The organism is Brevibacterium samyangense, from assembly GCF_039529845.1.
In the GTDB taxonomy this organism is placed as follows: Bacteria; Actinomycetota; Actinomycetes; order Actinomycetales; family Brevibacteriaceae; genus Brevibacterium; species Brevibacterium samyangense.
The window spans coordinates 147,535-162,790 of the sequence record NZ_BAAANO010000020.1; the positions used below are offsets into that span (position 1 = coordinate 147,535).

Annotated in this window: 12 protein-coding genes; 10 read left to right on the top strand and 2 right to left on the bottom strand. The window is 66.3% G+C overall.

What is annotated here, in order from left to right; all coding sequences use genetic code 11:
- Positions 1–220: 220 nt before the first annotated feature.
- Entirely contained in the window at positions 221–2,461 is a 2,241-nt protein-coding gene (gene katG, locus ABD172_RS11295; RefSeq protein ID WP_344309698.1) for a catalase/peroxidase HPI, read from the bottom strand.
- A gap of 31 nt (positions 2,462–2,492) precedes the next feature.
- A complete protein-coding gene (locus ABD172_RS11300) occupies positions 2,493–2,948 on the bottom strand; it encodes a Fur family transcriptional regulator (protein WP_344309700.1) in 456 nt (151 codons plus the stop codon).
- A 633-nt stretch (positions 2,949–3,581) separates the two neighbouring features.
- On the opposite strand from ABD172_RS11300, the gene rpsL reads away from it, so the two are divergent.
- The 10 genes from rpsL (at position 3,582) to rpsJ (ending at position 15,256) form a co-directional block, all read left to right on the top strand.
- Positions 3,582–3,956 carry a 30S ribosomal protein S12 gene (gene rpsL / locus ABD172_RS11305; RefSeq protein ID WP_344309703.1) on the top strand — a complete coding sequence of 125 codons (375 nt, stop codon included), beginning with the start codon at positions 3,582–3,584 and terminating at the stop codon, positions 3,954–3,956.
- Positions 3,956–4,426, top strand: a complete 471-nt coding sequence (rpsG, locus tag ABD172_RS11310) for a 30S ribosomal protein S7 (protein ID WP_344309705.1) — start codon at positions 3,956–3,958, stop codon at positions 4,424–4,426. Before rpsL ends, rpsG begins: the two co-directional genes overlap by 1 nt.
- An 86-nt stretch (positions 4,427–4,512) precedes the next feature.
- The gene (gene fusA, locus ABD172_RS11315) at positions 4,513–6,618 is read left to right on the top strand and encodes an elongation factor G (protein ID WP_344309706.1); all 2,106 of its coding nucleotides are present in this window, start codon (positions 4,513–4,515) and stop codon (positions 6,616–6,618) included.
- Between the two features lie 105 nt (positions 6,619–6,723).
- The gene (gene tuf, locus ABD172_RS11320) at positions 6,724–7,917 is read left to right on the top strand and encodes an elongation factor Tu (protein WP_344309708.1); all 1,194 of its coding nucleotides are present in this window, start codon (positions 6,724–6,726) and stop codon (positions 7,915–7,917) included.
- A 255-nt stretch (positions 7,918–8,172) separates the two neighbouring features.
- Positions 8,173–9,951: a glycoside hydrolase family 13 protein gene (locus ABD172_RS11325; RefSeq protein WP_344309709.1), complete on the top strand. Its 1,779-nt coding sequence runs from the start codon at positions 8,173–8,175 to the stop codon at positions 9,949–9,951.
- A gap of 160 nt (positions 9,952–10,111) precedes the next feature.
- Entirely contained in the window at positions 10,112–11,428 is a 1,317-nt protein-coding gene (locus ABD172_RS11330) for an extracellular solute-binding protein (RefSeq protein ID WP_344309711.1), read from the top strand.
- Positions 11,425–12,378, top strand: coding sequence for a carbohydrate ABC transporter permease (locus tag ABD172_RS11335; RefSeq protein WP_344309713.1), 954 nt, complete (start codon positions 11,425–11,427; stop codon positions 12,376–12,378). Before ABD172_RS11330 ends, ABD172_RS11335 begins: the two co-directional genes overlap by 4 nt.
- 2 nt (positions 12,379–12,380) lie before the next feature.
- Positions 12,381–13,217, top strand: coding sequence for a carbohydrate ABC transporter permease (locus tag ABD172_RS11340; protein WP_344309714.1), 837 nt, complete (start codon positions 12,381–12,383; stop codon positions 13,215–13,217).
- A 30-nt stretch (positions 13,218–13,247) separates the two neighbouring features.
- The gene (locus ABD172_RS11345; protein WP_344309716.1) at positions 13,248–14,489 is read left to right on the top strand and encodes an ABC transporter ATP-binding protein; all 1,242 of its coding nucleotides are present in this window, start codon (positions 13,248–13,250) and stop codon (positions 14,487–14,489) included.
- Between the two features lie 458 nt (positions 14,490–14,947).
- The gene (gene rpsJ, locus ABD172_RS11350) at positions 14,948–15,256 is read left to right on the top strand and encodes a 30S ribosomal protein S10 (RefSeq protein ID WP_009379191.1); all 309 of its coding nucleotides are present in this window, start codon (positions 14,948–14,950) and stop codon (positions 15,254–15,256) included.

Consider the following 15,256-nt stretch of genomic DNA (forward strand, 5'->3'; position numbering starts at 1 on the left):
GCAGCCGATCACCGGCTGAATGACCGCTCACCGCACGTCCGCGCCAATGAATGACAGAAGCCTCCCGGAACCGGGATCCCTCGAGAGGATCCGGTTCCGGGAGGCTTCCGTGCTGAACGACACTTCCGTGCTGAACGACGTTCGAGTGAACGACGCTCAAGCGCTGAACGACGCTTCCGTGTCGAGCCGAACGCCGGTTCGGGCGCTCAGCTCACGCACCTCACTTGTTGCGGAGGTCGAAGCGGTCGGCCTCGATGACCTTCGTCCACGCGGCGACGAAGTCCGTGACGAACTTCTCCTTCGCGTCGTCGGAGGCGTACACCTCGGCGAGGGCGCGGAGCTCGGAGTTCGCCCCGAACACGAGGTCGACGCGGGAGCCGGTCCACTTCTTCTCACCGGTGACGTCGTCGACGAACTCGTACTCGGTGGCGGCGTAGCCCTCACCGTCGAGCGGCTTCCAGGTGCCGCCCATGTCGAGCAGGTTGACGAAGAAGTCGTTGGTGAGCGCACCCGGGGTCTCGGTGAAGACGCCCTTCTCGGAGTCCTCGTAGTTGGCACCGAGGACGCGCAGACCACCGACGAGCACGGTCATCTCCGGAGCGGAGAGCCCGAGCAGGTTCGCCTTGTCGACGAGGAGGTACTCGGCCGGGATGCCGAACGACTTCTTCACGTAGTTGCGGAAGCCGTCGAAGCGCGGCTCGAGCCAACCGAAGGACTCGACGTCGGTCTGCTCCTGCGAGGCATCGCCGCGGCCGGTCGAGACCGGGACGGTGATGTCGAATCCGGCAGCCTTCGCGCCCTGCTCGACACCCACGGCGCCGGCGATCGCGAGGACGTCGGCGAAGGTGGCACCGGCCTGCGAGGCGATCTCCTCGAGCTTCGCGATGACCGGGGCGATCTTCGTGGGCTCGTTGACCTCCCACGACCGCTGAGGCTCGAGGCGGAGGCGACCACCGTTGATGCCACCGCGCTTGTCGGAGGTGCGGTGCGAGGAGGCACCGGCCCAGGCGGTGGACACGAGCTGCGAGACGGTGAGACCGGACGCGGCGACCGCGGCCTTGATCTCCGCGACCTTCTCGTCGGTGAGCGGGGTACCGGCCGGGACCGGATCCTGCCACAGAAGCTCCTCGGACGGGACCTCCTTGCCGAGGTACAGGTCCTTCGGACCGAGGTCGCGGTGCGTGAGCTTGAACCACGCACGTGCGAACGCGTCGGAGAAGGCCTTCTGGTCGTCCTTGAAACGACGCGAGATCTTCTCGTACTCGGGGTCCATACGGAGCGCGAGGTCGGTGGTGAGCATGCGCGGCTCACGGAAGCCCTCGGAGTGGGCCAGCGGCACCATGTCCGCACCCGCACCGTCCTTCGGGCGCCACTGCCAGGCGCCGCCGTCGGACTTCATGAGCTCCCACTCGTACGCGAAGAGGATGTGGAAGAACTCGTTGTCCCAGCGGGTCGGGTGGTAGGTCCACGTGACCTCGAGGCCCGAGGTGATGGTGTCGTCACCGTGGCCGGTGCCGTGGTTGTTCTTCCAGCCCAGGCCCATGCGCTCGAGGCCGGCGGTCTCCGGGTCACCCTCGAGGTTCGTGTCGGGGGCGGCACCGTGGGTCTTGCCGAAGGTGTGACCACCGGCGATGAGGGCGACGGTCTCCTCGTCGTTCATCGCCATGCGGGCGAAGGTCGTGCGGATGTCGTGTGCGGCAGCGACCGGGTCGGGTTCGCCGCCCGGGCCCTCGGGGTTCACGTAGATGAGGCCCATGTGGGTCGCACCGAGGCGCTCGTCGAGCTCACGGTTGCCGGTGAAGCGCTTGTCGTCGCCGAGCCACTCGGTCTCCGCGCCCCAGTACACGTCGTTGTCGGCCTCCCAGACGTCCTTGCGGCCGCCGGCGAACCCGAAGGTCTCGAAGCCCATCTGCTCGAGGGCGACGTTACCGGTGAGGATGATGAGGTCGGCCCAGGAGATCTTCTTGCCGTACTTCTTCTTCACCGGCCACAGGAGGCGGCGGGCCTTGTCGAGGCTCACGTTGTCCGGCCAGGAGTTGAGCGGGGCGAAGCGCTGCTGACCCTCGTGCGCACCACCACGGCCGTCGGACACGCGGTAGGTGCCGGCGGAGTGCCAGGCCATGCGGATCATGAGCGGGCCGTAGTTGTCGAAGTCCGCCGGCCACCAGGGCTGCGAGTCGGTGAGGACGTTCGCGATGTCGGCCTTGACGGCGTCGAGGTCGAGGGAGAGGAACTCCTGCTCGTAGTCGAAATCCGCGTCCATGGGATCCGCGACGGCGGGGTTCTTCGCGAGGATTTTGAGGTTGAGCTTCTTGGGCCACCATTCGCTGTTCGGCGAACCCTGGGTGGGGTGCACGCGGTAGCCCGGGGTGTCACCGTCGGTGATCTCGCGACCGGGGGTGACGGTGTCGGGTCCGTCGTGCATGACCGGGCACTTGCCGGCCGAGGGATTCTCCGTCATGGGAGGGTCCTTCCATTGGGTGATGGGTTCTTCATGGACGCGGGTGTGCGGTGGAGCAGTCGGGGCACAGGCCCCAGTAGATGACCTCCGCCTCGTCGACCTCGAAACCGTGGCCGTCGGAGGGGGTCAGGCACTTGGCCTCGCCGATCGCGCAGTCGACATCGACGATGCGATTGCACTCGCGACAGACGAGGTGGTGGTGGTTGTCGCCCACGCGGGCCTCGTACCGCGCCACGGTCCCGGAGGGCTGGATGCAGCGGAGCAGTCCGGCCTCGGTGAGGACGCGCAGCGAGTCGTAGACCGCCTGGTGGGAGACCTCCGGCAGATCCTCCCGGGCGCCGGCGATGATCCGTGCGGTATCCGCGTGCGGATTCCGGGCGACGACCGAGAGCACGGTGAGCCGGGGACGGGTCACCCGCAGATGCACGGCACGGAGTGCGCGTTCGGCATCGTCGCGGGTGTACCGGACCGTGGTCTGTGAGGACATGGCTCCATCCAAACCCATTTTCTTGAATCAATCAAGATAATTTTTCGTGTCGGGACGGTGGCGTCCGGATGACGGGAGGGATGCACAGGGGGTGGGCGTGCATCGGAGCCGGCGCCTCGGCGGTCTCCGGAAAGCGCCTCCCGAGGCGCCCCGACCGGCCTGCCGGAAGCGGCGCCTCGGCCGGCGGGAACCCGTGTATCCGCGGGGCGGATCCGGCGCCGGTGTGACCCTCGCCGCACCGGCGGCCGGAGGTGGGGTCGGGTTTTGACCATTGCGGACCGGGCGGTCTACGCTTGAGCCCGACTGATCTTTGATCAGGCATGTCCGTATGCGCGTTTTCGGATCGTGTTCTCCCCACCGTGCGGGAGTGCTGCGAGAGATCCGAGAGTGTGCATGACGGCAACACGCAGGACACGTCCCTCGTCGGAATCGTGTCTGCACTGCCGGAACATCGGCATTGCGACACACCCGACCTCGGGGTGTGCAGTGCCGTGTGATAACTGGGATCGGGCAGGTCGCTTCACCCGATTGCAGGAGGACATGTCCGTGAGGCACGGACCCGTGAATGACGTGTAGGCGTCGCGAGTGGGGCTTGCGGAATTAGATACAGCGAGAAGCTATGGAGAATATTTAGTGCCTACTATCCAGCAGCTCGTCCGTAAGGGACGGCAGCCGAAGGTCGCGAAGAACTCGACCCCTGCCCTCAAGGGCAGCCCCCAGCGTCGTGGCGTGTGCACCCGTGTGTACACCACCACTCCGAAGAAGCCGAACTCGGCCCTCCGCAAGGTGGCCCGTGTGAAGCTGTCCTCCCAGATCGAGGTCTCCGCCTACATCCCGGGCGAGGGCCACAACCTGCAGGAGCACTCGATCGTGCTCGTGCGCGGTGGTCGTGTGAAGGACCTCCCCGGTGTTCGTTACAAGATCGTGCGTGGCACGCTCGACACCCAGGGAGTCAAGGGCCGTCAGCAGGCGCGCAGCCTGTACGGTGCCAAGAAGGAGAAGAAGTAATGCCACGTAAAGGTCCTGCACCCAAGCGCCCGGTCGTCATCGACCCGGTCTACAACTCCCCGCTCGTCACGCAGCTGATCAACAAGATCCTGCTCGACGGCAAGCGTTCCACCGCCGAGCGCATCGTCTACGGCGCCCTCGAGGCAGCCGGCACGAAGACGAACTCGGATCCGGTGGCCCTTCTCAAGAAGGCTCTCGACAACATCCGTCCCTCGCTCGAGGTCCGGTCCCGCCGCGTCGGCGGTGCGACCTACCAGGTCCCGGTCGACGTCAAGCCGCACCGTGCGAACACCCTCGCTCTCCGGTGGCTCGTGGGCTTCGCCCGCCAGCGTCGTGAGAAGACCATGACCGAGCGTCTCCTCAACGAGATCCTCGATGCGTCGAACGGCCTCGGTGCCGCAGTGAAGCGCCGCGAGGACACCCACAAGATGGCAGAGTCCAACAAGGCCTTCGCCCACTACCGCTGGTAATCGGATCGATAGGGTGGGTGTGCCGGATCCTCCGGTTCGGCACACTCACCCGATCCGAAGAGTCATTCTGACGAGAGAGAGACACCGTGGCACTCGACGTGCTTACCGACCTCAAGAAGGTTCGGAACATCGGCATCATGGCACACATCGATGCCGGCAAGACCACCACGACGGAACGCATCCTGTTCTACACCGGCGTCAACTACAAGATCGGCGAGACCCACGACGGCGCCTCGACGATGGACTGGATGGAGCAGGAGCAGGAACGCGGCATCACCATCACCTCGGCTGCCACCACCTGCTACTGGGAGGGCAACCAGATCAACATCATCGACACCCCCGGGCACGTCGACTTCACCGTTGAGGTGGAGCGCTCCCTGCGTGTGCTCGATGGTGCCGTTGCCGTGTTCGACGGCAAGGAGGGCGTCGAGCCCCAGTCCGAGACCGTGTGGCGTCAGGCCGACAAGTACGACGTGCCGCGTGTGTGCTTCGTCAACAAGATGGACAAGCTCGGTGCGGACTTCTACTTCACCGTGCAGACCATCAAGGACCGCCTCGGCGCGAAGCCGCTCGTGATCCAGCTCCCGATCGGTGCGGAGAGCGAGTTCGAGGGCGTCGTCGACCTCCTCAAGATGAAGGCCTACGTCTGGCCGGACGTGTCCAAGATGGGCCAGGACATGACGGAGGTCGAGATCCCCGCCGACCTCGCCGACAAGGCCGAGGAATACCGCCAGCAGCTCATGGAGGACGTCGCCGAGGCGTCCGACGAGCTCATGGAGAAGTACCTCGAGGAGGGTGAGTTCACCCTCGACGAGCTCAAGGCCGGCATCCGCGAACTCACCATCTCCTCGCGTGCCTTCCCGGTCATGTGCGGTTCCGCGTTCAAGAACAAGGGTGTCCAGCCCATGCTCAACGCGGTCATCGACTTCCTCCCGACCCCGCTCGACGTCCCGAACGTCGAGGGCCACGCCCTCAACAACGAGGACGAGAAGCTCGAGCGCCACCCGGACATGAAGGAGCCCTTCTCGGCTCTCGCCTTCAAGGTCGCGACCCACCCGTTCTTCGGTTCGCTCACCTACGTCCGCGTGTACTCCGGCAAGGTCGAGTCCGGTGCCCAGGTGCTCAACACCACCACCGGCAAGAAGGAGCGCATCGGCAAGCTCTTCCAGATGCACTCCAACAAGGAGAACCCGGTCGAGGAAGCCGTTGCGGGCCACATCTACGCCTTCATCGGTCTCAAGGACACCACCACCGGTGACACCCTGTGCGACCCGAGCAACCCGATCGTCCTCGAGAAGATGACCTTCCCGGACCCCGTGATCTCCGTGGCCATCGAGCCCAAGACCAAGGGTGACCAGGAAAAGCTCTCGACGGCCATCCAGAAGCTCGCGAAGGAAGACCCGACGTTCACGGTCAACCTGAACGAGGAGACCGGCCAGACCGAGATCGGTGGCATGGGCGAGCTCCACCTCGACATCCTCGTCGACCGCATGCGTCGCGAGTTCAAGGTCGAGGCGAACGTCGGCAAGCCGCAGGTCGCCTACCGCGAGACCATCCGCCGCAAGGTGGAGAAGGTCGACTACACCCACAAGAAGCAGACCGGTGGTTCCGGTCAGTTCGCAAAGGTGCAGGTCACCTTCGAGCCGCTCGAGGTCCAGGGCGACACCATCTACGAGTTCGAGAATGCCGTCACCGGTGGCCGCGTGCCCCGTGAGTACATTCCGTCCGTGGACGCCGGTATCCAGGACGCGATGCAGATGGGTGTCCTCGCCGGATACCCGCTCGTGGGCATCAAGGCCACCCTCATCGACGGTGCCTACCACGACGTCGACTCCTCGGAAATGGCGTTCAAGATCGCCGGCTCGATGGTCCTCAAGGAGGGCGTCAAGAAGGCGAACCCGGTTCTTCTCGAACCGCTGATGGCCGTCGAGGTCCGTACTCCGGAGGAGTACATGGGCGACGTCATCGGCGACCTCAACTCCCGCCGCGGCATGGTGCAGTCCATGGAGGACGCAGCCGGCGTGAAGATCGTTCGCGCTTCCGTTCCGCTGTCGGAGATGTTCGGCTACATCGGCGACCTGCGTTCCAAGACGCAGGGCCGCGCCGTGTACTCGATGGTGTTCGAGAGCTACTCGGAGGTCCCGAAGGCAGTTGCCGACGAGATCATCCAGAAGACCCGCGGCGGAGAGTAATCTCTTGCCCGTCGTCCGGGCCGGGTACCCCCGGCCCGGACACCCTAAAAATAGGAAGGCGTAGGACACGAACCTCGTTTCCTACACCAACAACCAGGAGGAACAGTGGCAAAGGCTAGTTTCGACAGGACTAAGCCGCACGTCAACATCGGTACCATTGGTCACGTTGACCACGGTAAGACGACTCTGACCGCGGCCATCACCAAGGTGCTTGCTGACAAGTACCCGGATCTGAACGAGGCGCGTGCCTTCGATCAGGTCGACAACGCTCCGGAGGAGAAGGAGCGCGGTATCACCATCAACGTCTCGCACGTTGAGTACCAGACCGAGAAGCGTCACTACGCACACGTCGACGCCCCGGGTCACGCCGACTACATCAAGAACATGATCACCGGTGCCGCCCAGATGGACGGCGCGATCCTCGTGGTTGCTGCTACCGACGGTCCGATGCCGCAGACGCGCGAGCACGTGCTGCTCGCTCGCCAGGTGGGCGTGCCGGCGATCCTCGTCGCCCTCAACAAGGCCGACATGGTCGAGGACGAGGAACTTCTCGACCTCGTCGAGATGGAAGTTCGCGAGCTTCTCTCCGACCAGGAGTTCGACGGCGATAACGCTCCCGTCGTGCGCGTGTCCGCACTCAAGGCTCTTGAGGGCGACGCCGAGTGGGTCAAGACCGTCGAAGAGCTCATGGATGCCGTGGACGACTTCATCCCGGAGCCGGAGCGCGAGATCGACAAGCCGTTCCTCATGCCCGTCGAGGACGTCTTCACCATCACCGGTCGCGGCACCGTCGTCACCGGTCGTGTCGAGCGCGGCGTTCTCCTCCCCAACGAGGAGATCGAGATCGTCGGTATCAAGGAGGCTTCCTCCAAGACCACCGTCACCGCCATCGAGATGTTCCGCAAGACCCTCCCCGACGCACGCGCCGGTGAGAACGTCGGACTCCTCCTCCGCGGCACCAAGCGCGACGAGGTCGAGCGCGGCCAGGTCATCGTGAAGCCGGGTTCGATCACCCCGCACACGAAGTTCGAGGGCCAGGTCTACATCCTCTCCAAGGACGAGGGTGGACGCCACAACCCGTTCTACTCGAACTACCGCCCGCAGTTCTACTTCCGCACCACGGACGTCACCGGCGTCATCACGCTGCCCGAGGGCACCGAGATGGTCATGCCCGGCGACAACACCGACATGTCGGTCGAGCTCATCCAGCCGATCGCCATGGAGGAAGGCCTCCGCTTCGCAATCCGCGAGGGTGGACGCACCGTCGGCGCAGGTCGTGTGACCAAGATCGTCGCCTGATCACCTTCCTGAGGTGATCGGATCCTCGATCCGAACGAATGCCCCGGTCCTCGGACCGGGGCATTCGTGCATTCACCGGCGCCGTGCACCCTGCGACGGCACGGGTCAGATGCTGAGCAGCCGGCGAAAGCAACGAATTCGACGAGGCCAACCGAAACGCTTTGCGTCTCGTGAAAGGGAAATCGATTCGGTTTCCCGTGGCGAATCCGTGGAAGTTCCAGCCACTGTGTCCGCCCGGGCATCTATCGTGGTGCCATGACTCCCTCCGATGACATCGCATGGTGGCAGGACGCCGTCGTCTACCAGGTCTACCCCCGGTCCTTCGCCGACGGGAACGGGGACGGGATGGGCGACCTGCCGGGCGTCATCGCCCGGCTGCCGTACCTCGCCTCGCTCGGCGTCGACGCGGTCTGGCTCTCCCCGTTCTACGTCTCCCCGCAGCACGATGCCGGGTACGACGTGGCCGACTACCGCGATGTCGATCCGATGTTCGGTACGCTCGACGACGCCGAACGCCTCATCGGCGAGGCCCACGGGCACGGGCTCAAGGTCATCGTCGACCTCGTGCCGAACCACACCTCGAGCGAACACCCCTGGTTCCGCGAGGCCCTCGCCGCCCCACCCGACTCGCCCGCGCGGCGTCGCTACCTGTTCCGCGACGGCCGGGGCGCCTCGGGGGAGGAACCGCCGAACAACTGGACCTCCGTGTTCGGTGGTCCCGCCTGGACGCGGGTGACGGAAACAGACGGCACGCCCGGCCAGTGGTACCTCCACCTCTTCGACGTCACCCAGCCGGACCTCGACTGGACGGATCCCGAGGTTCACGCGGAATTCGCGGACGTGCTCCGGTTCTGGCTCGAGCGTGGGGTCGACGGGTTCCGGGTCGACGTCGCGCACGGTCTCGTCAAGGCCGAGGGCCTGCCCGATCACGCCGGTCGCGTCCTCATGATCGGCGGTGAGGAACACGTCGGTCACGCCCCCATGGACCGCACACCGTACTTCGACCAGGACGGCGTCCACGCGATCTACCGGACATGGCGCAGGCTCCTCGACGCGTACGCACCGCCTCGGATCCTCGTCGCCGAGGCGTGGGTCGATCCCATGCACCGCCTGTTCCGCTACGTCCGGCCCGATGAGATGCACCAGGCGTTCAATTTCGACTTCCTCATGGCCGGCTACGACCCGGCGGCCCTCCGGCGCTCGATCGGGGAGACCTTCGCCCACGCCCGTGAGGTCGGGGCACCGCCCACGTGGGTCCTCTCCAACCACGACACTGTCCGCCACGCGAGCCGGTTCGGCCTGCCCACGCCCCCACCGCATCAGCGGGGCATCGGACCGCTGGACCCGCAGCCGGACGCCGCGCTCGGACGGCGGAGGGCACGGGCGATGGCGTTCGTCCTCCTCGGGCTCCCCGGGTCTGCATATGTGTACCAGGGCGACGAGCTCGCGCTCCCGGACCACACGACGCTCCCACCGGAGGCGCGCGAGGACCCGGCCTTCGAGCGGTCCGGAGGAGCCGATCTCGGGCGCGACGGAGCCCGGGTGCCGATGCCGTGGAGCGCCGTGGAGCCGCACCTCGGGTTCGGTACCGCTCCGGACTCCGCCCCGTGGCTCCCCGTCCCCGAGGCGTACGCCGCCTCCGCCGTCGACCTCCAGGAGGCCGACGCGGAGTCGGTCCTCCACCTGTACCGGCGGCTCCTCGCGGCGCGGAAGGAGCTCCGGCTCGGCCGCGGTGAGTTCTCCTGGTACGACGCGGCGGAGAGCGCGGTGGAGGAGACCGCGTGGCCGGGGGAGGAACGGGCCCCGAGCCGGGTGCCGGACCAGGTGCTCGCCTTCTCCGTGCAGTGCACGGGCGGAGACGTGGTCGAGGTCCGGGCCAACCTCGGCGGCGAGGAGGTGCCGATGACGGTGCCCCCTGCGTGGCGCCTCGTGCTCGGGAGCTCACCGGAGGCGTGGAGCGGTGAGGTCCTCGCTCCGGACACGGCCGTGTGGTTCGTCCACCCCGCTCCCGGAACCGGCCCCGAAAAGGCCTGAAAGGACCGTGGCGGAAAGAGAACACGTGGTATAGGTTGAAGCCCGGGACGCGGCTCACAACGCCGTGGCTCCGTCCTCGCCGTGACCCCGGTGACCGGGGTACCGACCCGAACGACCTCGTCCCGAGCGACACGAACCCGAACGACCAGGTGGAACTGCAATGGAGCCGGATCGCCGAAGCCGCAGGAGACGCGGACCGTTCCGCGCGCTCGCACTGCCCTCAGCCGCGCTTCTCCTCGCGCTGGGTGCCTGCGCGCCGGACGACGGAGCGCCCACCCTCACGTGGTACATCAACCCGGACAACGGAGGACAGGCGGCGATCGCCGAGCAGTGCACGGCGGAGGCCGACGGCGCCTACCGGATCGCGACGACCCTGCTGCCCAACGACGCACCCGGACAGCGGGAACAGCTCGTGCGCAGGCTCGCGTCGAACGACGATTCGATCGACATCATGAGCCTCGACCCCGTCTTCGTCGCAGAGATGGCGAACGCCGGTTACCTCGCACCGGTACCCGAGGAGTACGAGCAGGCCTTCACCGAGAACGTCATCCAGTCCTCCATCGACTCCTCGACGTGGAAGGACGAACTCATCGCAGCGCCGTTCTGGGCGAACACGCAGCTGCTCTGGTACCGGAAATCCGTGGCCGCCGAGGCCGGCCTCGACATGAGCAGGCCCGTGACCTGGGACGAGCTCATCGACGCCGCGGAATCCACGGGCACGCGCCTCAGTGTCCAGGGGGTCCGCGCCGAGTCGCTCATGGTGTGGCTCAACGCGCTCATGGAGTCCGCCGGCGGGCACATCGTCGAGAACCCGGAGGCCGACGGCGCGGATGCGGTCGAGCTCGGCATCGACAGTGAGGCGGGCACGCAGGCCGCGGAGATCATGCGGCGGATCGGGGAGACCGGGGTCGCCGGTCCCGCGTACAGCACCCTCGACGAGAACGCCTCGATGCTCGAGTTCCAGTCCGATGCCGGCGGGTTCATGGTGAACTGGCCGTTCGTGTACGCGGCGACGTCGGCGGCCGTCGAGGAGGGCAGCCTCGACCGGGCGGTGCTCGACGACATGGGCTGGGCCCTCTACCCGCGGGTGGATCCGGAGGACCCGTCCGCGCCGCCGCTCGGCGGGATCAACCTCGGGGTGGGGGCGTTCTCGCAGCACCCCGACCTCGCGTTCGACGCCGTCGAGTGCATCCGGACGGCGGAGAACCAGGCGGCGTACTTCCTCTCGGACGGCAACGCACCCTCGAACACACAGGCGTTCGAGGACCCGGCGATCGCCGAGCAGTTCCCGGCCGCGCCGACGATCGTCGAGTCGCTCGAGGCCTCGGCACCGCGGCCGCTCACTCCCTACTACAACGAGGTGAGCGGGGGAGTGCAGAAGACCTGGCACGCTCCCGGTTCCGTGAATCCGGAATCGACCCCCGCGAGCTCCGCACTCGTCATCACCGAGATCCTGCGAGGGGAGCGACTGCTGTGAGCGACACGACCGTCCCGCGGACCGAGGGGCCCGCGAAGGGGACGCGGAACTCCGCGCCGAAGCCCGCACTGTCGGACCGGGCCCGCGCGGAACGGAAACTCGGCTGGTTGCTCTCCGCGCCCGCCGTCGTCATCCTCCTCGCCGTCACCGGGTACCCGATCCTCCAGGCCCTCTACTACTCGTTCTTCAACTACCGCCTCACGGACCCGGACAACCGATTCTTCAACGCGGGTGAGAACTACCTCGTCGTCCTCACCGACCCCCTGTGGTGGCAGACGCTCGGCGTCACCCTCCTCATCACGGTGGTGACGGTGGCGGTCGAACTCGTCCTCGGCTTCGCCCTCGCCCTCGTCATGCTCAACGCCGTGCGGGCGGTGCGGCCGTGGATCCGCACCGTCATTCTCGTGCCTTACGGCATCATCACGGTCGTCTCCGCGTTCTCGTGGACCTATGCGTTCGACCTCGGGACGGGGTTCGTCGGGACGTGGTTCGGGCTCGAGGAATTCGACTGGTTCGGTGGCTTCTGGTCCTCGTTCTTCGTCATCTGTGCCGCTGAGATCTGGAAGACGACACCCTTCATCTCGCTCCTCCTGCTCTCCGGGTTGGCCCAGATCCCCGGCGACATGGTGGAGGCCGCGACCGTCGACGGCGCGAGCTGGTGGCAGCGCATGAGTCGGGTCATCATCCCGAACATGAAGGCCGCGATCATGGTCGCGCTCCTGTTCCGTACGCTCGACGCCTTCCGCGTCTTCGACTCGGTCTTCGTCATGACGAACGGTGCGCAGAACACCGCGACGGTGTCCTTCCTCGCGTACGACCAGTCGATCGGACAGTTGCAGATCGGCATGGGTTCGGCGCTCTCGGTCCTGTTGTTCCTCTGCGTCGCCCTCATCTGCTTCGTCTTCATCAAGCTGTTCCGGGTCGACCTGTCCCAGACGAGGGGAGGCTGATCATGGGCACACGTGGCAAGACCCTCTTCTGGGTCCTCCTGTCGCTCGCAATCGCGGTGTACGCGCTGTTCCCGGTCGTGTGGATCGTGTCGTTGTCGCTCAAATCGCCGGCCGATATCGCGAATCGGCAGTTCTGGCCCACGGAGATCACCTGGCAGAACTACGACCTCATCTTCAACGGCCGCGCCCGCGAACTCTTCGTCCCGGCCCTCGTGAACTCGATCGGCATCTGCCTCATCGCGACGCTCATCGCCGTCGTCCTCTCGACGCTCACGGCCTACGCGGTCGCGCGACTCGAGTTCCCCGGCAAGAAGTTCGTCCTCACGATGGCCCTCGCGGTGTCGATCTTCCCCGTCATCTCGCTCGTCACTCCGCTGTTCCGGGTGTGGTCGGCGATCGGGCTCTTCGACACCTGGCTCGGGCTCGTCATCCCGTACCTCTCGCTCACCCTCCCGATCTCCATCTGGACGCTCGCGGCGTTCTTCCGGCAGATCCCGTGGGAGCTCGAGCAGGCGGCGCAGGTCGACGGGGCGAGCCCGTTCCAGGCGTTCCGGAAGGTCATCGTGCCCCTCGCCGCGCCGGGGGTGTTCACGACCGCGATCATCGCGTTCTTCATCGCGTGGAACGACTTCGTGTACGGAATCTCCCTCACCTCGACCTCGGCGGCCCGGCCCGTCCCGGCCGCGCTGTCCTTCTTCACCGGCGCCTCGCAGTTCGAGGAGCCGGCCGGGGCGATCGCCGCGGCGGCGATCGTCGTCACCGTCCCCGTCGTCGTCCTCGTCCTCCTGTTCCAGCGCCAGATCGTCGCCGGCCTCACCCAGGGCGCGGTGAAGGGATGAACGCCGAGGCACCCCACGGAAAGGTCCACCATGGCTGAGATCACGCTCTCGCACATCGTCAAGCGGTACGCCGACGGCTTCCCGGCGGTGAACGACGTGAACCTCGACATCCGCGACGGGGAGTTCGTCATCCTCGTCGGGCCGTCCGGCTGCGGTAAGTCGACGCTCCTGCGGATGGTCGTGGGCCTCGAGGACATCACCGAGGGCGAACTGCGGATCGACGGGGAGGTCGTGAACGACCGCTCCCCGCGCGACCGTGACCTCGCGATGGTGTTCCAGAGCTACGCCCTCTATCCACACCTCACGGTGGCGGAGAACATCGCGTTCCCGTTGCGCCTCGCGAAGGGCAAGTACTCCGAGGCGGACATCCGGAGACGGGTCGAGGACGCGGCCGCGATGCTCGAACTCCGCGAGCACCTCGACCGCAAGCCCGGGAACCTCTCCGGCGGTCAGCGGCAGCGCGTCGCCATGGGCCGGGCGATCGTCCGGGATGCGAAGGCGTTCCTCTTCGACGAGCCCCTCTCGAACCTCGATGCCAAGCTGCGCGGGCAGATGCGGACGGAGATCTCCCGGATGCAGCGGCGCCTCGGGACGACGACGATCTACGTCACCCACGACCAGACGGAGGCGATGACGCTCGGCGATCGGGTCGCGGTCCTCAAGAAGGGCCGACTCCAGCAGTTCGCGAGTCCGCAGGAGCTCTACGAGCAGCCGGTGAACCTCTTCGTCGCAGGATTCATCGGTTCCCCACCGATGAACTTCCTGCCCGTCACGTACTCCGCCGGAGCGCTCGAGAGTCCGTTCGGTCGTTTCGCCCTGCCCGAGGCGAAGGCTGCGAAGCTCACCGCGCACGAGGGGAAGGTGCTCATCGCGGGGATCCGACCCGAGGCCTTCTCCGACCTCTCGCTCGTCGAGGAGTCCCGGCGGGACCACGGTGCTGTCCTCACCGCCGAGGTCGATGTCGTCGAGTGGCTGGGCAACGAGGTGTACGTCTACCTGCCGTTCAGCGCCTCCGACGAGATCCGGGCCTCGCTCGACCAGCTCGACCGGGACCTCGACGGCGAGGGCATGCGGACCCAGATGATCGCGACGCTCTCGGGCGCCTCCAGGGTGCGGGAGGGGGAGCAGGCGCAGCTGTGGTTCGATCCGGCCCGCGTGATGGTGTTCGACCCGAGTACAGGGGAGAACCTCACCCGCGACGAGGAGAAGGTGGCGCAGCTCCAGGAACGCGCCGAGGCCGCACGGGCCGCCCGCGCGAAGTCCGCGGGATGAATGGGGAGACACGCGCGGGCGGACAAATGTGATGGAGGTCCTCCGACCCGCGTTTGCGCGGGACTTGTCGGCTGTGACAAGATAGACGGGTTGCATTTCGAGCTCTGGCCCCTGCACGGACGGCCCGTGAATCTCGGTCCGTCACTCATATAGCGGTGGGACGGAACAGGACGAACGGTCGACCCTGGGCCGGTTGCGAATCGATCATATAGCGGTTCGATTCCCCGGGTCCCACGGCGTGCGCCGTCGAACAGCTCAGAAATCTCCGGTCAGAATCTGGTTCATCGGGTTCGATAACACCGGGCAACCGAATGAAGGAATGCGTGGAACCTCTGCGCGCAAGCGCAGGGCGACACGCCCGACCCCGGGGGTCGGTCACACTCAGCCGGCACAGACCGTTCGATCCGCGAGGACAACGGTTGATGGCCGGGAAGAACGAAAGAAAAGGTTACGACGCCATGGCGGGACAGAAGATCCGCATCCGGCTCAAGTCGTACGACCACGCGGTGATCGACAGTGCTGCACGAAAGATCGTGGACACTGTCACTCGCGCGGGCGCTACGGTTGTTGGCCCGGTGCCGCTCCCGACGGAGAAGAACGTGTACTGCGTTATCCGCTCTCCGCACAAGTACAAGGACAGCCGCGAGCACTTCGAGATGCGCACCCACAAGCGCCTCATCGACATCGTGGACCCGACGCCGAAGGCCGTCGACTCGCTCATGCGTCTCGACCTCGCCGACGACGTCAATATCGAGATCAAGCTCTGA

Bases quoted from the DNA above. Each gene is read 5' to 3' on its own strand.
- rpsJ (WP_009379191.1), top strand. From the start codon at position 14,948: ATGGCGGGACAGAAGATCCGCATCCGGCTCAAGTCGTACGACCACGCG.
- ABD172_RS11340 (WP_344309714.1), top strand. From the start codon at position 12,381: ATGGGCACACGTGGCAAGACCCTCTTCTGGGTCCTCCTGTCGCTCGCA.
- ABD172_RS11325 (WP_344309709.1), top strand. From the start codon at position 8,173: ATGACTCCCTCCGATGACATCGCATGGTGGCAGGACGCCGTCGTCTAC.
- ABD172_RS11345 (WP_344309716.1), top strand. From the start codon at position 13,248: ATGGCTGAGATCACGCTCTCGCACATCGTCAAGCGGTACGCCGACGGC.
- ABD172_RS11300 (WP_344309700.1), bottom strand. From the start codon at position 2,948: ATGTCCTCACAGACCACGGTCCGGTACACCCGCGACGATGCCGAACGC.
- katG (WP_344309698.1), bottom strand. From the start codon at position 2,461: ATGACGGAGAATCCCTCGGCCGGCAAGTGCCCGGTCATGCACGACGGA.
- rpsG (WP_344309705.1), top strand. From the start codon at position 3,956: ATGCCACGTAAAGGTCCTGCACCCAAGCGCCCGGTCGTCATCGACCCG.
- ABD172_RS11330 (WP_344309711.1), top strand. From the start codon at position 10,112: ATGGAGCCGGATCGCCGAAGCCGCAGGAGACGCGGACCGTTCCGCGCG.